The sequence below is a fragment of the Exiguobacterium sp. SL-10 genome (genome assembly GCF_004337025.1).
Taxonomy (GTDB): domain Bacteria; phylum Bacillota; class Bacilli; order Exiguobacteriales; family Exiguobacteriaceae; genus Exiguobacterium.
Genome location: NZ_SJUP01000009.1, coordinates 46,023 through 66,878, shown reverse-complemented (window position 1 = coordinate 66,878; position 20,856 = coordinate 46,023). Strand labels below are relative to the sequence as shown.

19 protein-coding genes and 1 other annotated feature are annotated in these 20,856 nt (G+C 52.5%); of the genes, 5 read left to right on the top strand and 14 right to left on the bottom strand.

The annotated features are described in order from the left end of the window. Nucleotides 1-32: 32 nt before the first annotated feature. From pulA to pepV, 5 genes are read right to left on the bottom strand one after another with little or no spacing between them, the layout of a single operon-like run. Nucleotides 33-2,198, bottom strand: a complete 2,166-nt coding sequence (gene pulA / locus EVJ33_RS10990; protein ID WP_201739701.1) for a type I pullulanase — start codon at nucleotides 2,196-2,198, stop codon at nucleotides 33-35. 21 nt (nucleotides 2,199-2,219) lie between these two features. Continuing rightward, nucleotides 2,220-3,059, bottom strand: a complete 840-nt coding sequence (locus EVJ33_RS10985; RefSeq protein WP_131437090.1) for an NERD domain-containing protein — start codon at nucleotides 3,057-3,059, stop codon at nucleotides 2,220-2,222. After that, nucleotides 3,029-3,604: an RNA 2',3'-cyclic phosphodiesterase gene (gene thpR / locus EVJ33_RS10980; protein WP_131437088.1), complete on the bottom strand. Its 576-nt coding sequence runs from the start codon at nucleotides 3,602-3,604 to the stop codon at nucleotides 3,029-3,031. The genes EVJ33_RS10985 and thpR overlap by 31 nt, the downstream gene beginning before the upstream one ends. Nucleotides 3,605-3,609: 5 nt before the next feature. Beyond that, complete coding sequence (locus EVJ33_RS10975) at nucleotides 3,610-4,761, bottom strand: MFS transporter (protein ID WP_201739700.1); 1,152 nt, start codon at nucleotides 4,759-4,761, stop codon at nucleotides 3,610-3,612. A gap of 59 nt (nucleotides 4,762-4,820) precedes the next feature. Continuing rightward, a complete protein-coding gene (gene pepV / locus EVJ33_RS10970; protein WP_131437084.1) occupies nucleotides 4,821-6,206 on the bottom strand; it encodes a dipeptidase PepV in 1,386 nt (461 codons plus the stop codon). A gap of 306 nt (nucleotides 6,207-6,512) precedes the next feature. Here pepV and EVJ33_RS10965 point away from each other — a divergent pair, with 306 nt between their 5' ends. Next, nucleotides 6,513-6,734, top strand: a complete 222-nt coding sequence (locus tag EVJ33_RS10965) for a DeoR family transcriptional regulator (RefSeq protein WP_081637897.1) — start codon at nucleotides 6,513-6,515, stop codon at nucleotides 6,732-6,734. 84 nt (nucleotides 6,735-6,818) lie between these two features. On the opposite strand, the gene EVJ33_RS10960 is transcribed toward EVJ33_RS10965, so the two are convergent. After that, nucleotides 6,819-7,529 carry a pseudouridine synthase gene (locus EVJ33_RS10960; protein WP_131437082.1) on the bottom strand — a complete coding sequence of 237 codons (711 nt, stop codon included), beginning with the start codon at nucleotides 7,527-7,529 and terminating at the stop codon, nucleotides 6,819-6,821. Further along, on the bottom strand, nucleotides 7,529-9,226 hold the full coding sequence (locus tag EVJ33_RS10955) for a putative polysaccharide biosynthesis protein (protein WP_131437080.1): 1,698 nt from the start codon (nucleotides 9,224-9,226) through the stop codon (nucleotides 7,529-7,531). Before EVJ33_RS10955 ends, EVJ33_RS10960 begins: the two co-directional genes overlap by 1 nt. A gap of 128 nt (nucleotides 9,227-9,354) precedes the next feature. Here EVJ33_RS10955 and EVJ33_RS10950 point away from each other — a divergent pair, with 128 nt between their 5' ends. After that, a complete protein-coding gene (locus EVJ33_RS10950) occupies nucleotides 9,355-10,629 on the top strand; it encodes a BaiN/RdsA family NAD(P)/FAD-dependent oxidoreductase (protein ID WP_131437078.1) in 1,275 nt (424 codons plus the stop codon). A gap of 44 nt (nucleotides 10,630-10,673) precedes the next feature. Here the strand turns inward: EVJ33_RS10950 and EVJ33_RS10945 are convergent, their stop codons facing one another. From EVJ33_RS10945 to EVJ33_RS10925, 5 genes are all read right to left on the bottom strand, one after another. Beyond that, nucleotides 10,674-11,186, bottom strand: a complete 513-nt coding sequence (locus EVJ33_RS10945) for a pyrophosphohydrolase domain-containing protein (RefSeq protein WP_131437076.1) — start codon at nucleotides 11,184-11,186, stop codon at nucleotides 10,674-10,676. Between the two features lie 14 nt (nucleotides 11,187-11,200). Continuing rightward, nucleotides 11,201-12,265, bottom strand: coding sequence for a hypothetical protein (locus EVJ33_RS10940; RefSeq protein ID WP_131437074.1), 1,065 nt, complete (start codon nucleotides 12,263-12,265; stop codon nucleotides 11,201-11,203). A 117-nt stretch (nucleotides 12,266-12,382) separates the two neighbouring features. Continuing rightward, nucleotides 12,383-14,788 carry a leucine--tRNA ligase gene (gene leuS / locus EVJ33_RS10935; RefSeq protein WP_131437072.1) on the bottom strand — a complete coding sequence of 802 codons (2,406 nt, stop codon included), beginning with the start codon at nucleotides 14,786-14,788 and terminating at the stop codon, nucleotides 12,383-12,385. Between the two features lie 39 nt (nucleotides 14,789-14,827). Next, nucleotides 14,828-15,046, bottom strand: a binding site (T-box leader). Between the two features lie 57 nt (nucleotides 15,047-15,103). After that, complete coding sequence (locus EVJ33_RS10930) at nucleotides 15,104-15,850, bottom strand: bacteriorhodopsin (protein ID WP_131437070.1); 747 nt, start codon at nucleotides 15,848-15,850, stop codon at nucleotides 15,104-15,106. A 129-nt stretch (nucleotides 15,851-15,979) separates the two neighbouring features. Then, nucleotides 15,980-17,161 carry an MDR family MFS transporter gene (locus tag EVJ33_RS10925; protein ID WP_131437068.1) on the bottom strand — a complete coding sequence of 394 codons (1,182 nt, stop codon included), beginning with the start codon at nucleotides 17,159-17,161 and terminating at the stop codon, nucleotides 15,980-15,982. A 176-nt stretch (nucleotides 17,162-17,337) separates the two neighbouring features. Between EVJ33_RS10925 and mnmL the strand changes: the two genes are divergently transcribed. Together mnmL and mnmM are read left to right on the top strand one after the other, a co-directional pair. Beyond that, nucleotides 17,338-18,315, top strand: coding sequence for a tRNA modification radical SAM protein MnmL/YtqA (mnmL, locus tag EVJ33_RS10920; protein WP_131437066.1), 978 nt, complete (start codon nucleotides 17,338-17,340; stop codon nucleotides 18,313-18,315). Further along, nucleotides 18,269-18,841, top strand: coding sequence for a tRNA 5-(aminomethyl)-2-thiouridylate-methyltransferase MnmM (mnmM, locus tag EVJ33_RS10915; protein WP_131437064.1), 573 nt, complete (start codon nucleotides 18,269-18,271; stop codon nucleotides 18,839-18,841). Before mnmL ends, mnmM begins: the two co-directional genes overlap by 47 nt. A gap of 28 nt (nucleotides 18,842-18,869) precedes the next feature. Here the strand turns inward: mnmM and EVJ33_RS10910 are convergent, their stop codons facing one another. Together EVJ33_RS10910 and EVJ33_RS10905 are read right to left on the bottom strand one after the other, a co-directional pair. Continuing rightward, complete coding sequence (locus tag EVJ33_RS10910; protein ID WP_131437062.1) at nucleotides 18,870-19,586, bottom strand: alpha/beta fold hydrolase; 717 nt, start codon at nucleotides 19,584-19,586, stop codon at nucleotides 18,870-18,872. Nucleotides 19,587-19,677: 91 nt separating this feature from the next. Beyond that, complete coding sequence (locus EVJ33_RS10905; RefSeq protein WP_114167468.1) at nucleotides 19,678-20,148, bottom strand: GNAT family N-acetyltransferase; 471 nt, start codon at nucleotides 20,146-20,148, stop codon at nucleotides 19,678-19,680. A 164-nt stretch (nucleotides 20,149-20,312) separates the two neighbouring features. On the opposite strand from EVJ33_RS10905, the gene EVJ33_RS10900 reads away from it, so the two are divergent. Then, nucleotides 20,313-20,828 (top strand): hypothetical protein, encoded by a 516-nt coding sequence (locus EVJ33_RS10900; protein ID WP_131437060.1) that lies wholly within the window; start codon nucleotides 20,313-20,315, stop codon nucleotides 20,826-20,828. The last annotated feature ends 28 nt before the right edge of the window (nucleotides 20,829-20,856 follow it).

Sequence of the window (20,856 nt, the reverse complement as noted above, 5' to 3'; positions counted from 1 at the left end):
TCATTAAGAATTACAAAGATACAATCACCATATTAACACGCGATAATCGTCATTGACAACGACTCGACTTGAATCTCGCTCGGATTTCGTGCAATCGGGACAAGGCTCGCCGTTTCCCCTTGCACGAAGACGTTCCAGTCCCCATCGGCGTGAAACGTCACGTCACCGAACGTTCCGTTCAAATAGACACGGACACGTTGCCACGCGTCATAGGAATGACTCGCCGTCAACTCATAAGCGATCACCCCAGGCGGCGACGGAAGAAACTTGAACTGCTCCACGACTTTCTGTCTTGTATCATAGCGGAAACACGTATGACGGCGCCGCAATTTTAACAACGTCTTCACGAATTCGACTTCATGCTGTCGCTCGTCCCGCAAATCCCAATCAAAGTGATTAATTCGGTCTGGTGCGTTGTAACTGTTCTCAACGCCTTGTTTCGTTCGCCCGAACTCTTGACCGGCATGGAGAAACGGAACGCCTTGTGACGTGATGACAATCGCTGTGGCGAACCGCTGCATCCGTAACCTGACCGCCTCGTCCATTTCCTCACACGATAAGAGTAATTTATCGTACGTCGTATAATTGTCATGCGCTTCGACGTAGTTGATTGTGTACTGCGGACTCGGGAAACGACCGACCGTGACGTTCGGGATTTGAACCGCTCCCGTGATGCACTCGCGAAGTTCCCATTCCCGCCATTCGTTACCGGAGACGAACCCGCGCTCGCGGTCATTAAACGTCGACCCCTTTAGCGCATCCCGCATCATGTCATTGAAGTGACCGATTCGGGGCATAAAGGCGGCGTTATGCGACGAGGCTTTTAACGACGGGCTGAGCGGTGTCGCCAAATCCCATCCTTCCCCATAAATCAAAATCGAACGGTCGATTTTATCGAGTGAAGCCCGGACTTGATTCATCGTCTCGACATCATGGATGCCCATCAAATCGAAACGAAAGCCGTCAACGTGATACGTTTCGGCAAAGAACGTCACACAATCGACGATCATCCGCCGCATCATGTACCGTTCCGAGGCCGTGTCATTCCCAACCCCAGTGCCGTTCGCAACCGTGCCGTCATGTTCATAACGGAAATAATAGTATGGGACGAGCGCCTCGAGCGACGATTGTTCACGGATGAAGATATGGTTCATGACGACATCGACGACGACACGCATGCCGTGATGATGCAGTTCATCAACCATATGCGCGTATTCCAAAATCCTTGATAACGGTTCGGCTGGATCCGAGGCATAGCTCCCCTCGAGACCGAACCAATGAATCGGGTCGTACCCCCAATTATACGGCATCCGGGTCGCTTCATCGACGCTACCGAAAATATGGACCGGCAACAGTTGTACATGGGTGACCCCGAGCTCTTTCAAATAATCGAAGCCGGCACTGTTCTCGCCTCTCGTCTTCACCCCGGTCTCGACGATGCTACCATACAAGCCACGCATTCGACTCAGCGAAGACGGATGGCTCGTGAAGTCCCGAATGTTCAGTTCATAGATGACCGCATCCGTCGCTTTCCGAAGCGGCGGGCGTTCCGTCGGATGGACGTGCACAGCGACGTGTGCCTCGACATCGATCAATACGCCAAATTCGCCATTCAAGCTGACGGCTTTCGCGTAAGGATCGACGACCTCATTCGTTTCGACCGGCGTCTTGACGTACAGTCGATAGTAATGACCTTCGTAAAACCGTGGCACATCGGCATGCCATACACCGCGCCCCTCCCGCGACATACGGAAACGCTCGATTTCACGATGTGTGCTCGAGTCGTGAATGACGAGCCAAATCGAGAATGCCACTGGTGACCAAACGTACGCCTCAATCGAGTGCTCGGAAAAAGCGAGGCCGAGTGGTCCATCGTAGGCATAACGACGTTCGAACTCGTCCGTATGCACGATTTCGCGAGGCACGACGACAATCGTTTTATAGCCAGGGTGAAATACAGTGTAAACCGCTTCTAGCGTGACTGGTCGCGCCAACTGGATATCTCGCTCAATCGTACCGGTCTCTGTCGTCCATTCATTGAGCACCACGTAGTCGACCGGTCGACCGTTCTGTTCAATGTGTACGGGAACGGACGCAAATTCAGCGATGACTTCCAGTCGAATCGTCTCGAACGAGAGTAAAGAAGCCCGTTCAATCGTCACATGTGACGTCGTTTGCTGCTCTGGTGTGTGATGCATACGCGTTCCATCCTCTCCTACCTACTGGTCCAAAAATTGTCGAAACGGCATCTGGGCTGTCGCATCTAGTAGTTTCGCCACATCTCGAATTTGTTGGGCTTTCACGATCGGAGCCCTCGTATTTACTTGCTTCATCCACTTCTCGTAATCAGAACGGGAAATGAACTGCGTTGAGCTTGTCTCAGGCACATGATCGAAATAGCCTTCTGGGGCCACCGTCACTTTTTGAATGACACCGGCAAAAGACGGAAGAAACTGTCGAACGATTTCTTCGGTGCGCGTCAAGGCAATGAGCGGATTGACTACACGTTTATTTTCCCCTTTGAGCGGTTGATGAATCCAAGTCTTCTGTTTTGAGACGTGATAGATGCTCCGATCCCCGTCGAGCCATTCGACCAAATACAGATGTGTCGGTCCGATGATGAGATGACTCAGTTCGACTGTCGCCCCGTTCCATTCCACGACCGGACGATACATGAAGAAATGCTGGTCGTTCCATTCGACCATCATCTTACGATAACCATACTCACGCAGAAACGGCAAGAACGGCATATCCGCCTCGGTCGCCCCTTCACATGCGAACTGTAACTTCTGAATGTGACGCCGGTTCGTAAGCAGCATCTGGAACTGAGACTCCGAGAGCGGGGTCGGTTCGAGCTCGATGCGTTCCGTGCGTCGCCAAAATTTCCACCACGGGTTTTCAAACTCCATGACCTCGGGTGGGTTCAATCGATTGGACTCATGCAGGCGGCGCATACGGGCAACATCAGATTCGACATATTCTTGGAATCGATTGAACTGATCGAGCATGTTTCGTTCATATTTAGATGTCACGTCAAAAATTTTAATCGGGATCGCCATGTGTCCTCCTCTGACCGCTGTAACGGAAATACTTCAACTGCCTCATAGGCAGGGGTGTGGTTCGGATGAATTCGATAAAGGATGACGGCTTCAATCGCTTCTTCGATGTTGAACGCCGGGGGAATGTACGGAATTCTCGTTCCGGTGTCCCACTTTTTCGCAAGCGTGACGTGCGGGACGAACGGTTTCCGATCGAGTGATGCAATCTCCTCCGACAACTTGCGTCGAAGCGTCCCGGTGAGTGTCGTCAAGTCTACGGACGGATTCGGAACAATCGTCAGCACACGAGGACGATCCGGTCTCCCGAAGTGATCAATTTGTTCGAACGTCAGTGAAAATGGAGCTGTCACTTCCGTCACGTCACGAGTGATCTCTTTAACCGCCTCGACTTCATCATCGTCCAACGCACCGAGAAACTGAAGCGTCATATGAAATTCTCCAGGCCGATAAGTCCGGTGGTACGAATAAAACGGCAAGATGTCCCGTTGAATGCGCTCGACCTGTGCGTCCTCGATCGGGAGTGCCAAAAAATAGTGCGTCGACATCTACATCATCCTTTCACGCGAAACCGTCTCAGTCCAAAAAAGAGGACCGATCCTATGACACTGACCAATGTGTACATCCAAAATACACCGATGATGCTGTTATATTCAATAATAAATCCACTGAGCAAGTTGAAACCAGCCGTTGCCAGTCCCGAAGTGATGGCCATATAGACACCAATTGCCGTCGAGACAACGTTCCGACTGACGAGACTGCGGACGAACTGAAGCGCGACCGGAATCAATAATCCGACGACGAGCCCTTGGACGATGGCAAGGATCCAGACGACCCAAATCGGTGGCTCGAGCGCCAACCAACCGTTGCGCAGCGCCGAGATCAAAGCTGCACCCGCCAGGACGTTGACCGTTCCGAGACGTGAGACGATTTGATACGCCACTTTCATGAACGGGATCTCGCACAATACAGCGACGAGGAACAACGTCCCGACGAGCGTCGTCGAGCCTCCGATACTTGTCACATAAATCCCGAAGTAATAGTTGTTTGCATAAATCGGGCCGAAGACGAGCATGCCCCCAATCAAAAAGGCGATGAACGGACCGTTCCATACGGCCGACCATTGGAAGGGCGCTGATGCGACCGTCTGCTTCGGCTCTTGTTCAGAGACTCTCCGCACGAATAACGTACCGATCGTCAAGATGATGGCACTGAGCAAAAATGTGCTCGCCAACCCCCACGTCGTATCCGAAATCCGACCCATCACGAACACGGCGATGGCAAAACCAGCCGACCCGAACAGACGAATCGCCCCGTAGTCGATTTTGGCCCGGGCTGTATACTCGAGCGTCATCATGTCGACGAGCGGGATGTGGGCGCATTGGAAAATCGACCAGGCGATCATCAATACAATAATCCATACGTACGACGTCGCGAACAAGAACGTCAGCGATAAGACGGCCGCCCCGAGCATTGCGAGAATCAGCCAAGCCCGGACACGTCCGGTCCGGTCCGCAAGCATGCCCCACAGCGGTTGCACCCCGATTGAAAGGATTGGCATGATGGCGACAATCGTCCCGACCTGACCCGGGGACAAATCAAAGCGTGCCTGTGAGAAGAAGAGCGCCATGTAAGGAATAAGAGCTCCTTGAGCGAAGAAAATCGCGACGTAAATCGATTGAAACGATACTTTTTGTTGGTTCACAATATACTTCCTTCCTAACAGACAGAGAGCCGACCAAATCAGTCAGCTCTCACAGGTTATTATTTAGCGAGCTCATAAATCGCTTCGGCATAAATCGCTGCAGCGCGAAGCAAATCTTCAATTTCCATATATTCGTCGACTTGGTGCGCAACATCTTTTGCCCCCGGGAACAATGCCCCGAACGCGACGCCGGCTTCGAGCGAACGGGCATACGTCCCACCACCGATGGCCATCAAGTCTGCCGATTCTCCGGTCTGGCGCTCATAGACATCCGCCAACGTTTTGACGAGTGGATGATCTTCAGCCACGTGGTGCGGCGGCATATGGTGACGTGTCGACAGTTCGAATCCGAACGACAAGGCAATCTCTTTCAAGCTTTGCAATCGCTCTTCAAACTTCGCAGTATACGGGTAACGAATATTGACCGTCGCTGTCCGTTCATCGCCTTCATAGCGGAACACGCCTCCGTTGATCGTCAAGTCCCCGGTTTCATCGGTCGCTTCAATCCCGAGCGAGATCCCTCGTGAATCAGCGAAGACGTGGCGGATGAACTCGATGTAGCGCTCCCCTTGAATGTCGAGCGGAAGCGCGAGTAAGAAACCGGCTAACACGTAGGCGGCGTTCACTCCGTTGTCCGGCTCCATCGCGTGCGCGGCGACCCCTTTCATCGTGAACGTATACGTCCCCGCGTCCCATGTGCAGGTCCCATCCGCTTCATACTTTTCAAGATACGCCTCAAACTTTTCTTCAAGTACGTCGTCTGTCTTGAGCACTGCCGTAGCGAAATCCGGGACCATGTTCGGACGTTCTCCGCTTACGAACGAAACCAAATGATATTTCGCCCCTGGTACACGTTGAATCGGGAGTTGTTTCAAGACACCATCGTATAAGCCCTTTTCCGCATTGATAATCGGGAAATCGGCGTCCGGTGCGAAGCCATAGGTCGGCATCGCTTCTTGTTTAAAGTATTCACGGACACAACGCCACTCGCTCTCCTCGTCGCAACCGGCGATCAGACGGACCCGTTTCGACAACGGCAATCCGAGTTCTTTCACAATACGCAATCCGTAATAAGCGGCCATCGTCGGACCCTTATCATCATTACTGCCACGGGCGAACAGTTTTCCGTCCGCGATTGTCGGATTGAACGCCCCATACGTCCAACCATCTCCAGCCGGCACCACATCTAGATGACAGAGAATCCCGACAATTTCTTCGCCTGAACCGTACTCTAAATGTCCGGCATAGCCTCTGACGTCTTTCGTCACGAACCCGTCACGCTCTCCTAGTGCGAACATGTAATCGAGGGCACGACGGACTTCAGGACCAAACGGCTCGTTCGGTCCTGCCTTGGCTTCATCAAGGACGCTCGGAATTTGTAACAACCCTTTTAAATCTTCTAAAAACGCATCTGTTCGCGCGTCGACTTCTTGTCTCCAATTCATCTCAATCTCCCCTTTGCGAATGTTCTCTCCCTTATTAGTATATCCAAATGTTAGAAAGACGAACATTCATTTCGAAAATATTTTTTCGTTCGTCTTTTGCTCGTTTCTACCCTTGTTTACATGATATTCATTCGATATTTACGTTCGTAACATGTTCTTTACATTTTGATTGTTCGTTCTTTTCACTTGCAATTCTATTTGAGAGCGGTATACTAAAGGTGTAATTTTAGAAAATAACAATTTCATATTTTATTTGTCGTCCGTAGGTTTTGTCTTTCATCATTCTACGCATTGGGAGGTCATCCAATGAAAGGTTCAACAGATCGTATGCTAACCCGCATCAAGTCCATTTATTTGTTCATTAACGAAAGGGAATGCGTCACCACTTCAGAACTAGTAGAGGAGTTCGGGATCACGTCACGCACCGTACAGCGTGATTTGAACGTTCTTGAATACAACAATCTGGTTGAAAGTCCGAGTCGGGGCACGTGGACGTCATCGAAACGTTCGCTCAAGACGGCAAATTGAATAACAAGTTACAAAGGGATTCCGTACATGGGTCCCTTTTTTTGCACCCAAAAAGGCACGTGTCGGCTGACACGTGCCTTTGTTTCATGTGAAGAACAAGTCGATTTCCTCTTCGCTCAACTCACGGTATGCACCCGGTTCAAGCATCGGGTCAAGCTCAAGCGCGCCGATTTGAACACGTTCAAGACGTTCGACGTGTTTTCCGACCGCGGCGACCATCCGTTTCACTTGATGGTACTTTCCTTCTGAGAGCGTCAAGCGAATGCTCGAACGACGACTCGATTTGCTGAGCAATTCAAGTCGTGCCGGTTTCGTCGTGTAGCCGTCCTCGAGTTCGACACCTTCGGCGAAATGACGGATATCATCCGCTGTCATCTCACCATCGACTTCGGCGATATATACTTTGTCGACATGTTTACGAGGTGACATGAGCGCATGATTGAAAGCCCCATCGTTCGTGAGCAGCAACAGTCCGGTCGTATCCTTGTCGAGACGACCGACCGGGAACAAGTCATAATGGGCATACGACGGATCGATCAAGTCGATGACCGTCGATTCGACTTTGTCCTCGGTCGCACTGACGACACCTGCCGGCTTGTTCATCATCAAGTAGACGAACGGTTTGTATTCGACGACCTCACCTTGCACGGTCACCCGTTCGGTTTCCAAATTGATTTGTCGTTTCGCATCTTTGACGGGCTGATCATCGATACGGACGACCCCTTGTTTTAGTAAAATCTTGACGTCTTTACGCGAACCGTATCCCATGTTCGCCAATAATTTATCAATTCGCATTATGCTTTCCTCCGATAGTGGAATCGTTTCCCTAGTAGTTTTCCGGCCAAATGACTTCTCCAACCGAGATAGCCGTACACGACGAGGCCGATTCCGAAACCGACGATCGTAGCCAATATATCGTTCCCCCAGCTCGGTTCATCTTGGAGCGTGATGAACAATGATCCGTATACCGCGATAAACATCGCTCCACCCATGGCAAACATGAGTATCGTCCGACGCAACAATTGCTTATACGGGAACTGGAGCGTCCGTTGAATTTTCCATACCATGAGAATGATGGCGACTATATAACCGACAATCGTCGCATATCCGGCACCGATGCCGCCGAGAGCATACACGAACGGCACGTTGAGCACCGCTTTCGTGATGAGCCCCATCGCCGTCGCAAAGATCGTGAAATATTGACGGTTGATTCCTTGAAGGATGGCCGCTGCCACCGAATAATAGGCGAGGAAGAACGCACTCGGCGCATAGTGGAGCAAGTAGACCCACCCTTCCCGGTCACCCGGGAACAACGTCCCGAACAATGGTTCAGAGAGCGCGACCAAGCCGATGACCGCCGGAATCGTGACAAAGAACGACACTTGGAAAATGTGGTTCACTTGATTCCGGACCTTATTCATATCGCCGTGTGTGAACGACTTCGTCACGAGTGGGATCGTCGCCATCGACACACTTGCCGCGATCGACACCGGAATTAGGACGATCTTATGGGCGTTCCCGGTCAAGAAACCGAACGCGGACGTCGCTTCGGCGACCGACTTGCCAGAATTGAGCAACGTGTTGACCATCGTCAACTGGTCGACGAACTGATAGAGCGGTGTCGACAAGCCGACCATGACGATTGGAATCGAGTAGCTGAGCAACTCGAGCAACAGTGACTTCATCGAACGGACCGGTGTTCCGGCTGGATTGTCCGTTTGACGATGGATATCTTTCCGTTTCCGCCAATACATGGCGAGCACGACGATACTTCCGATCGCACCGATAAAGGCGCTGAATGTCGCAATCGTCACGGCGAGCACTTTCAAACCGTTCAACTCGGTCGTCGCCACGGCAGCAGTCCCACCTAGCGAGTCAGCGAGCGGACGAATGAGTGCAGAGTCGGAGAAGACGAACAAGACGAGCATCGTCCCGCTGAGCAGGAACATGATGCGGACGATCTGTTCGATGACTTGAGAGATGGCCGTCGGAGCCATGTCTTGATGTCCTTGGAAATAGCCGCGCACCATACTCATCGCCGGGATGAGCAGGAGCGCAAAACTGACGCTACGCGTGACGAGCGTCAGCGAGTCGATGTACTGCTGATTGTTCTCCGAGTTGCGGACCATCAGTTCCGATAACCACGGTGCTGAGAAGAAAAGTAATAAAAAAGCGACGACTCCGGTCACGAGCATCAGCTTCATCCCTTGGCGGAACAAGCGCTGACTCGTGCCATATTCGCCGAGCGCGTTATACTTGGCGATGAATTTCGAGACGGCCACGGGAATCCCCGCCGTCGAAATGGCGATCATGAGCGCATAATAGGTGTACGCCGCCTGATAGAGCGTGACACCGGCAATCCCGACCATCGCTTGGAACGGGAACGTATAGAGCAGTCCGAGCGCACGTGAAATCAAATTCCCGGCTGACAGGAGCAGCGTGCCTTTGACGAAGGACTCTCGTCCTGAATCTTGTTTGACGCTTGATGACATGAGATACCTCCATCTATTGTTTCACAACTAATGTACCTAATTTTACAAAACGACCGTTTCTCATTATACTCTTACTGTTGCAGATAATAAAGTTACGAATTTGATTTGACAGAGAAACGAGGGATACCATGATAAAAGATGTAATCGTCATCGGAGGAGGTCCAAGTGGCCTGATGGCGACCTACGCCGCCGCCAAAGCCGGAGCAAACACGCTCCTGATTGATAAAGGTTCGAAGCTCGGGCGCAAGCTCGCCATCTCTGGCGGCGGGCGCTGTAACGTGACGAACCGTAAACCCGTCGACGAGTTGATTCAATTCATTCCGGGGAACGGACGCTTTTTATATAGCGCCCTCGCCCAGTTCGACAACCAGTCGATTATCGACTTGTTCACCGGGTTCGGCATCCCGTTAAAAGAGGAAGACAACGGCCGAATGTTCCCCGTGACGGATAAAGCGCAAGACGTCGTTAACACAATCCTCGGCGCCATCGACCAACTCGGTGTCGAGATTCGCAAAAACGCGAAAGTAAAGACGCTCCATTTTAATGAAGCAAATGAGTTCGAAGCGGTCGAACTCGAGGATGGGGAGCGAATCGAGGCAGGCGCCTGCGTCATCGCAGTCGGCGGCCAATCCGTCCCGCACACCGGCTCGACCGGGGACGGGTATCCGTGGGCCGAGAAAGCCGGACACACGATCACCGAGCTGTTCCCGACCGAGGTGCCGATCTTATTGAACGATGCGTTCATCGGTACGAAACAGCTACAAGGGCTATCGCTCCGTGACGTGGCACTCACCGTTCACGGCAAAAAAGGCAAGCCGATCAAAACACACCGCGGCGACATGATTTTCACGCACTTCGGCATCTCAGGTCCGATCGCTCTCCGGTGTAGCCAGTATACGATTAAAGAGCGCAAACGCAGCAAAGAGCGTGTCGTCGCCCTCTCACTCGACTTGTTCCCGGACATGGCCCGTGACGAGCTGTATCAAGAGCTCTGGAACCAAGTGCAAGACCAACCGAAGCGGGCCGTCAAGAACGTCTGGAAAGGGTTCATCCCGGAACGGATGCTCGATCTCTTGTTGGCCGACCTCGCTTTCGGTGAGGAAGACGCGAGCCAGTTGAAGAAGCAATCGGTCATCGATTTTGCGACGCGACTGAAGACGTTTGATTTGCACGCGACTGGGACACTCGACTTCGATAAGGCATTCGTCACGGGCGGTGGCGTCTCCGTCAAAGAGATCGCCCCGCAGACGATGATGTCGAAGAAAGCGGACGGCTTGTTCTTCGCCGGCGAAGTACTCGACATCCACGGCTATACAGGCGGCTATAACATCACGGCGGCTTTCACGACCGGACATTGTGCCGGGTCACACGCCGCAGCATTTGCTGTACGTACGACCGTTTAAAAAAAGAGAGCCCATCGCGCGTGCGATGGGCTCTCTTTTTCGAGTTACTGTTTGGCTTCTAGTTGACGTCTCACTTCTGCCTCAAGTTCAGGCTCCGGAGGCAACCACCCTTCCGGCTTCATGACTTTATTGTCCGACGCCCGGAGAATCGGCTTGCCGTCCGGACCGAGCTTCGCCATATTGGCGCGCTGTACAATCTCGAACAACGGCACCGGGTCGAGCCCGAGCTCGACGAAACTGCCCATCACGAAATAGAGGGCGTCCGTGAGCGCATCACCTTGTCCGACGAGACGCTCGACGTCATTTGTCGGCGGTGCGTCTTGGAGTGATTTTTGAACAGCCTGTTCGAATCCTTGTTGGAACGTCGCGACGGCTTGCAGGAACTCTTCCTCATTCCGGGCCGATTGGTGTAAAAATTCGACGACGGCTTCTTCTGCCGTCCAAACCGAACGTTTGACGGCACGGTCTAATTCGAGCGGCTGTGGTACACTCGCTTCCGGATGTCCGAACGTCTCATGGAACTGGCGAACTTGTTCATAAAAATAGCGTTTACTCATCTAATCCTCTCCTATCAGTCAACCGAGACGAAATCGTCAAGGTCGAACACATCTGGTCGCACGATGGCGAAAATCTCATTGTCTTGCAAAAACATACCGGTCGACCCATACACACGTGGTGTGACCATTTGCCCGTTCATCGTCCCTTCGTCCGGGTTGATCGTGTAGAGGACGAGCTCTTCTGAATCAAGTACGTAAATGCGTCCTTGACGCTCGACGAGGCCGACCCCACGGAATTTCTCGAACTTCTGTTGAATCGAGGCACTCATCCCTTCGGTTGTCAGTGCTTTTCTCGACTCGATGGCCCATTCCGTCTCTGGTTCCGGCGCTTCTTCGGCGTCTGCCTCATCGCCCGTGGACGTCGTATCGGCGTCTGGATCCACTTTTGTCGTCGAATCCGTCTCGGGCGCTTCATCTATCTCAGACTTCGCATCAGCGTCGTTGGCCGTCTCATCCTCGAGCGTTCGCTCTTGAACATACAACAGCTCTACGTCAGGCGTGTCCGCAATCCGGTTCATGATGATGAGCCGTTTCGTTTCATCGTCATAACCGAGGCCGAACAAGCGGTCTGACGAGGCAAGTCCTATAATCGATTTACGCGGCCGTTCCGTCCAGCGACCATCTTCCCGCTCGATTGTCACTAAAATCCCGTTCGCCGTGACGGCATAAATCTTGTCCTCCGCAATCATGCGCATACCAATAAACTCACCAAGCCGATATGGTTGTTCGTCATTCTCTAACTTGAGCATCGCGTTCACCCGATTGGCGTTCCCGCTCACTTCGAAGAACTCTCGATTCTTCGTTAAGACGAGATAGGCACCAATCGTGTCACTGTAATACACTTCATCAAGTTGTTGAATCTGTTCGAGGGCATCGGTCGTATCGATGTCCTCTTCGTCCTGCGAGGCCTCGACTGGAGGCACAGAAGTCGCTTGGTGACTCGTTTGAATCTCTATCTTTTCAAACGTCGAGGCGATTTGGTTTTGAATGTCCTCGTCTGAAAAGACGAACACATAGCACAAAATCACACCGACGACGACGGCAAACAGCGTCGTATATAACACGTAAGAACGTTTCATGGACGTTTCGTCCCCTTTATATGCAGTATCGCCCTTTAGTGTAACAAACCCGCCCCGAAAAGAAAACGACATCACACAAAAGAAAGGAACGTGTGACAATGTCACACATTCCTTTACTTATCCAACGACGATATTGACGAGTTTACCTGGGACGACAATCACTTTACGGACCGTTTTCCCTTCCGTGAACTCTTGGACGCGTTCGTTCGCGAGTGCGTCGGCCTCGAGCACTTCTTTCGAAGCGTCACGAGCCACCTGCATCTTCGCACGAAGCTTTCCGTTCACTTGGATGACGACTTCAATCGTGTCGCTGACGAGTTTCGACTCGTCGAACGTCGGCCATGCAGCGTACGTCAAGTCTTCCGTCATGCCGAGACGCTCCCACAACTCTTCAGCCAAGTGTGGTGCGACCGGAGCAAGCATCTTGATGAAGTTGACCATCTCTTGTTTCGGAAGCGTATCTTGTTTGTATGCCTCGTTGATGAAGACCATGAGTTGCGAGATTGCCGTGTTGAAACGGAGCGCCTCGTAGTCTTCTGTCACTTTCTTCACCGTCTGATGGTACGTCCGTTCGAAGTCAGCTGTCGCGGCGACGTCCTGAAGCTCGGTCTGGTCAAACAAGCGCCAGACGCGATCGAGGAAGCGACGAGCGCCGTCAAGACCGTTCGTCGACCAGGCGATGGCCGCATCGAGTGGTCCCATGAACATCTCGTAAAGACGAAGTGTATCGGCTCCGTGCGATTTGATAATGTCGTCCGGGTTGACGACGTTACCTTTCGATTTCGACATTTTCTCGTTATTCTCACCGAGGATCATCCCTTGGTTGTAAAGCTTTTGGAACGGCTCTTTCGTCGGGACGATGCCGATATCGTAGAGCACTTTATGCCAGAAGCGAGCGTAGAGAAGGTGAAGGACCGCGTGCTCCGTACCGCCGATATACAAGTCGACCGGAAGCCAGCGCTTCAATTTCTCAGGGTCCGCAATCATGTCTTCATTGTGCGGATCGATAAAGCGAATGTAGTACCAGCAGCTGCCGGCCCATTGTGGCATCGTGTTCGTCTCACGACGACCCTTCTCACCGGTCACCGGGTCCGTGTACGTCAACCACTCGTCTGCGTTCGCAAGCGGTGATTCTCCCGTACCCGACGGTTTGATCTCATCGATGATCGGAAGTTCGAGCGGAAGGTCTTCGACCGATACGGTCTTGAGCGTGCCATCTTCCATATGAATGATTGGAATCGGTTCGCCCCAATAGCGTTGACGGCTGAACAACCAATCGCGGAGACGATATGTCGTCTTCGCGCGACCAGTGCCGGCGAGTTCGAGTTCTTCGATGATTTTGACGATCGCGTCGGCTTTGTTGAGGCCGTCAAGCGAACCTGAGTTGACGTGGATGCCATCCTCGACGTACGCCGCCTCATCCAAGTTGCCGCCCGTGACGACTTCACGGATCGGAAGATCGAACGTCTTCGCGAACTCATAATCGCGCTCATCATGTCCAGGTACGGCCATGACCGCCCCAGTCCCGTATGTCGACAATACATAATCAGCGATCCAGATCGGAAGCTTCTCCCCGTTGACCGGGTTGATCGCGTAAGCGCCTGTGAAGACACCCGTCTTCTCTTTGGCGAGATCGGTCCGCTCGAGATCTGTCTTTTTCGAGACTTCTTCGACGTACGCTTCGATGGCGACGACTTGTTCCGGTGTCGCGATCGCTTTCACGAACGGGTGCTCAGGTGCGAGCGTGACGTACGTCGCGCCGTAAAGTGTGTCCGGACGTGTCGTGAACACCGTCACGACTTTATCGTGACCATCGACTTTGAAATCGACTTCGGCCCCGACCGACTTGCCGATCCAGTTGCGCTGCATCTCTTTGACGCTGTCTGGCCAGTCAAGCCCTTCTAAATCATCGAGCAACCGTTCAGCGTATTCCGTGATGCGAAGCACCCACTGTTTCATCGGCACACGGTAGACCGGATGGTTCCCCCGCTCCGACAAGCCGTCGATGACTTCCTCGTTGGCGAGTACCGTCCCGAGGGCCGGGCACCAGTTGACGGCGACTTCGTCGACGTAGGCGAGGCCGCGGTCATGGAGCTGTGTGAAGATCCATTGCGTCCACTTATAGTATTTCGGATCGGTCGTGCTGATTTCGCGGTCCCAATCGTATGAGAAACCGAGCTCTTTCAACTGGCGGCGGAATGTGCCGATGTTGCGCTCCGTGAACTCGCGCGGGTCATTCCCTGTGTCGAGGGCATATTGCTCGGCCGGAAGACCGAACGCGTCCCAACCCATTGGATGGAGGACGTTGAAGCCTTGCATCCGTTTCATGCGGGCGATGATGTCCGTCGCCGTGTAACCTTCCGGGTGACCGACGTGAAGGCCGGCTCCTGATGGATAAGGGAACATGTCAAGGACGTAGAAACACTCCTTGTCCGGGTCTTCTGTCGTCCGGAACGCATCTTTCTCGTCCCAGCGCTTTTGCCATTTCGGCTCGATGTCTTGATGTTTAAAATAGTCCAACATTCATCCTCCTCTGCATAAATAAAAAGCCTTCCGCCCCGGTAATGGGACGAAAGGCTTGAAAGCTTTCCGCGGTACCACCCATGTTGCATTTCTGCCACTTGAGACGCCGGTAACGAGGCGTAACTCCGGTTCACCCTACTATTCGTTCAGGCGAACTGCTCCAAGGCGAGTTCTCGGGGTCCATATACCGGTTTTCACCAACCACCGGCTCTCTACACATAAGGACGTCACGATACTATTCCTTTTCAACGCAATTTTTATCTCACTTCTATATTCTAGCGCAAGATAAAAATCTACGTCAATGTGAACTTGCTATCACGTCTTAATTTGTTTCAACGTCGAGATCGTTTTGACCGCGAAGAAGGCAATCAACCCGAAGCCGACCTTGTTAATCAAATCAGCGACGTTATAAATCAATTCTCGCACCAACTGCACCTCAACACCAGTCGCAAACAGCGTGACCGCATAACCGATCGGATAAATCGCCCAACCGATTAAAATGAACAAACGCATGTTCAGCAGTGCTTTTCGAATCGGGGCCGGAGATGATTCGGCCGCTTTCGTGACGTTGGTGAACAACAGATAAATAATATAGATCCAGGCCAAACAACCGACGAGATATCCCCAAAGGCCAAGTTGTGTGAAGCCGCCATTCAAGTTAATCGAAGACTCTCCAAGATACCCCGCGACGATCATGATGATGTCCGCGACGATCAACTTCGTCAAGAGGCCTGTCTTCATCTTCCCTTTCAGACTGAGCAACAGCGGAAACTTCACGAGCAGGAGCGGTGTCGTCACGAGCCAATCGATATACCGTATCTCTGTCGGGAATCCAGTGATTTCCGACAACAGCCCCGAATCACCGACCGCGTCTTTCATAAAGTAATAATGGATCGCTGCAACGAACGTGACCAAAGCCGCGACGGTGGCGACAGACCGGTATTCTGGATCAAGACTATTCCGTTCGACCAAAAAATAGAGCGTGGCGGCTGCCATTCCGACAAATCCGACCCAGAACATATATTGGGTCGCAAGCACGAGCAAGTTGACCTCTTCGTTCATGGTGTACATCCCCTTCATGTTGAAACAGGAAACGACGGAACGATTATGTGAAAGGATCCTTTGTCTTCATTTTAGAATGAAAGTCACCGACACGCTCGTTCCGGACGTGCAACCAATGTGCGCACCCGGTCAATTTTGAACATTCAGTGTCCGAATTCTCATGAAGAAGACGAGTGCCGTCAAAATGAGAACGAGTAACAAACCAAATACTGCATTCATACCCAGCAAATCAAACGCAAGACCGGAGAGCGTTGGGCCGATCATCCGTCCGACCGAGGCCGCGATATTGACGAGTCCTTGGAACTGTCCGGCTTTCCCAGGAGGGGCGAGCTTCGCGGCAATCGTCGGCACGGCCGGCCAGATGAACATCTCCCCGATCGTCATGACGACCATCGCGACCATAAACATCGTGAAGCCACCCGCGAACGGAACGATGACGAAGGCCGCGAGGAAAATGACAGCTCCGACGACAAGCTGTTTCTTCAAATCATCTTCAAAGTAACGAAGCGCTCGGTTGAGGAGCGGTTGGGCGAACACGATCAACGCCCCGTTCACCGTCCAAAGCAAGGAATATTGGCTAATCGTCACGCCAAGGTCTTGCGAATGGACGGCAATCGTCCCTTGCCATTGCACGTAGACGAACCAAAGGGCTGCATAGCCGATGGCGACGAACCACATCGATTTCATCGTCGCGGCAGAGAGCGTCGTCGCCGCAGCCTCAAGCTGTGACTGGACGACTGGACGCGCCGGGTCTTTCAAATAACGGAGCCCGAACAAGAGGACAAGGACGAATAACACTGATAAGAAGAAGTTCGCGTAAAAGATCCATTCGATGTCGATGCGCGCGATTTGACCGCTCATCGCCGTACCGAGGGCGACCCCGACGTTTTGGGCGACATAAATCGCGTTGAACGAACGGCGACCGCCTTCGGGCCAAATCAAGCCGGCAAACGCGTACACCGTCGGGAAGACAAGACCGCCGGAGAAGCCGATCAAGCCGAGCCAACCCAAGTACCCGAGGAACGTGGCATGGAACAACAAGAACCCGAGCGAGCTCGCGAGCAATAGGCCGACCGAGAGGATGAGTGTGCGTTTCCCACCGATGCGGTCAAACAGCGTGCCCCCGATATAGTTCCCGACGATGGCGAGCGCCGAGTTGACGAGCAGGGCAATCCCTGCGAGCGTCATCGATTCACCTAAATATCCATTAATATAGAGTGTGTTAAATGGCCATAAAAAAGACGCCGCCGTCGTATTGAGCGCCATCGCGATGACCAAAATCCAGACCGAAATCGGCATTTTGTTGTTCATACCCGTTACTCCTTTCCTTCCCAATAAACGATAAAAATTCGGCGCGACGGCCGAATCAAAAATAAGTCCTTCTCCAAGCTAACGGAACGCTCCATAAGTGTCAAGAAAAATTACTTATTATGAAGTAAACACGAGGGAAGCTTGTGATAGCATGAGCAAAGAAGGAGAGGATATGTATGCAAAACCCGTTTGACAAAGCCAGATATCACAAATTAAATGAAGCGTATCGCCGCGAGTTCGGTGGGAAAGTGTTCAAAGTGCCGCTCGATGGCGGTTTTACTTGTCCGAACCGGGACGGGCTCGTCTCGAAAGGCGGCTGTACGTTCTGTTCGGACGACGGCAGTGGTGATTTTGCCGGTAATGCCTGCGATCCGATCTCGGTCCAATTCGCCGAAGTGAAAGCTCGACTGCACCGGAAGTGGAAACAGGCCCATTACATCGCTTACTTCCAAGCGTTCAGCAACACGTACGCCCCAGTCGAGCGGCTGCGAGAGCTATTTGAGCCCGCCCTCGCGGAAGAAGGAGTCGTCGGTCTGTCGATTGCGACCCGGCCCGACTGTCTACCGGACGACGTCGTCGACTATCTCGCCGAGTTGAATGAGCGGACGTCACTCACGGTCGAACTCGGCCTACAGACGATTCACGACACGACGGCGAAAAAGATCAACCGGGGCCATGATTATCAAACGTTTCTCGACGGTCTGGCTAAGCTCCGCCGGCGCAATATCCGCGTCGTCGTCCATATCATCAACGGTCTCCCCGGCGAGACGACGGATATGATGCTCGACACGGCGCGAGAAGTTGCTAAAATGAATATACAAGGAATCAAGATCCATCTGCTCCACGTCTTGAAACAGACACCGCTCGCCCGACAGTATGAAAAAGGATTGCTCGAACTTATGGACGAGACGACTTACGTCTCGCTCGTCTGCGACCAGTTGGAGTTGTTACCACCTGAGATCGTCATCCATCGATTGACCGGTGACGGGCCACCGGATCTGTTGATCGGTCCGACGTGGAGCCGGCACAAGATGGCCGTCTTGAACGCCATCGATGCCGAACTGGTGCGTCGTGATTCCTTCCAAGGAAAAAAGAAGGATGAGAGCCATGGGATTAATGAGAGTGTTACCGTTCGCGAAGTACTTACTCCGTGAACACATCACGCCTGGTGCCGTCGCCATCGATATGACGGCCGGCAACGGGCACGATACATTATTTTTAGCCGAGCTCGTCGAGGCGACGGGACATGTCTATGCGTTCGACGTCCAAGCCGCGGCGGTCGAAGCGTCACGCACTCGCATCGAGGGAGCCGGACTCGCCGATCGTGTCACCGTGATACACGACAGCCATGACACGGTCCGAGCGGTCGTCGGGAACGAGACACGCCCCATCACCGCAGCCGTGTTCAACCTCGGCTATTTGCCAGGGAGTGACAAGTCGGTCACGACGACGGGCAATACGACCATTGACGCCCTCGAGCAACTGCTCGACGTGATGGCCGTCGGCGGCGTCATCGTCGTCGTCATCTATCACGGTCATGAGAGCGGTAAGGTCGAGCGCGACGAAGTGCTCGCATATGTCGAGTCACTTGATCAAAAACACGCCGGTGTCCTCCGCTACGGCTTTATCAACCAAATCAATCATCCCCCGTTCATCGTGGCGATTGAAAAACGCACATGAAAAAGGCGACTCGCTCGAGTCGCCTTTTTCATTCTCGGATCAATTCATAAAACGTGATAAGCGTCTCCGCGAACTTCGTGTTCAATCGTTCATAGCCGAAATGTGGGAATCCTTCGAGTCGGCGGATGTACACTTGATCGCCCCCGATTTTCCGGCAAACGTTGAGCGTCAGCTTCACATCGGCGAAGCGGTCGTCCGGTGCATAGAAGCAAGCGAGTGGAAGGCGCGGCAAATGTTTCTTCTCTTCTTGATGCTCGACGATTTCCTCCTCGATTTCGCGGTACTGGCCATACGTGATTTCACCGAAGCGAGATGATTCTTCCCCGGCACCCATGAACGTCATCATGCCGAGCGGTAAGTCCGGACGGAAACGGTCGACTGCACTCGCGACGACTTGTTTCAAGCCACCGATTTGGCGGGATGGATGCCAATCGAACAAAGGCGAGATGTACGTCAAACTGCCGAGTGGCACATCGTATTCCTGGAGCAAACGGTTCGTCAACAGCGCTCCGAGACTGAAAGCGATGATGTGAATCGGAAGCTTGTACTGGCTCGCCTCGCGCAACGTACTCTTGATTAACAGTTTATGGTCTTCCGCGGTCAAGCCGACCGCCTGTCCCGTCACGACGAGAACTTCATATTCATCGCGTAACCGCCCTAGAAACGCCTCACTCAAGCGTGACGTAAACTGGAGCGGGTAGACGATCACGATGACCCCTTTTCGTGATTCTTCTTCATATGTCATACTGTCACCTCATTGTATTATGTCCATATATCCATACTAACAAAAAACATCAGCCGAGACTGATGTTTGTCCGAAAAATCCGTCTAGGGTCTTAGCTCGGGTCATAGCGTAAGTGAATCAGTTCCATTGGTTGGTCATACACTTCTTCTTGAATCCGATTTAACTCGATGAACGCCTCATGATTTAAAAAAGCGATTGCCTGCTCGTTCGAGCTTTCGACGTACAGTTCGATCGGTTGAACTTTGCGCTCGCGCAAATGAGTCAACAGGACCGTTCCGAGACCTTGTCGGTGATGGGCCGGATGAAGATAGAGTCGCAGTACTTCCCACGTGTCCCCGCGGTCGATCGCATGATAAAACCCGATGACGTCGCCTTCGGCTTCACCGACAATGAACAACTGCTCTTTCGCTTCTTCGCTTGAACTGATGGCGCGGACGATCTCCTCCTGCTGATAAGCCCGTTCCATCACTTTTGACCGAACCTCGTCTTGTTCACTGACCGTCGCGAGCGCAATGTCGCGGATGGTGGCGGCATCTTCTGGAACGGCTTCTCGAATCTTCATAACGGCATCCCCCTTTTGGCCAATCTAGTAGTATCATTCCCCATCAGCAAAAAAATATCCTGCCCGCTTATTACTTTTTGATGTCGAAATGAAGGAAGACGTTATTTTCCATTTTGACTCGGGTATAAGAGTATCAATGCCAACTTACAAAAAGGAGTGTTACTATGGAACCGAAACTACAACACGATCCACAAGTAGAACAAGCCAACAATCCAAATCGTCAGTTTGACCAATCAAATACAGGTGGTCCTAAAATCACCGTCGTGACCGGGATGCTCCTCGGCGCCCTCGTCGGTGGATTGCTCGCCCTACTTAGTACGTCGAACCGCGAGAACACGAAACAATCGTTCTCGAGCGCGAAATCGTCGGTCGGCGGTCTCGTCGATACGGTCAAACAAGACCCGGCCGGAAAAGCCTCACAAGTCATCGACCAAGTGAAATCGGCTTCTGGAATCATCCAAGAAGTTGCCACTGACGTCCAAAACGTCTATGAAAAAGTCGCTGGTGAAGTTGATACCGTCAAAGAAGACGTGAACAAAGTCGTCGGAACGGCGCAAGAAGCGAAGGCCGATTTACAAGACATCGGTGAGAAAGTCGTCGAAGCGAAAGATACGGCGCTCGGTCAAGAAACCTCGTCAAATAATAGCGAATCATCAAATGACAATAAACCACGAGCATAAAAAAACGACCTTTCGCTGAGAAAGGTCG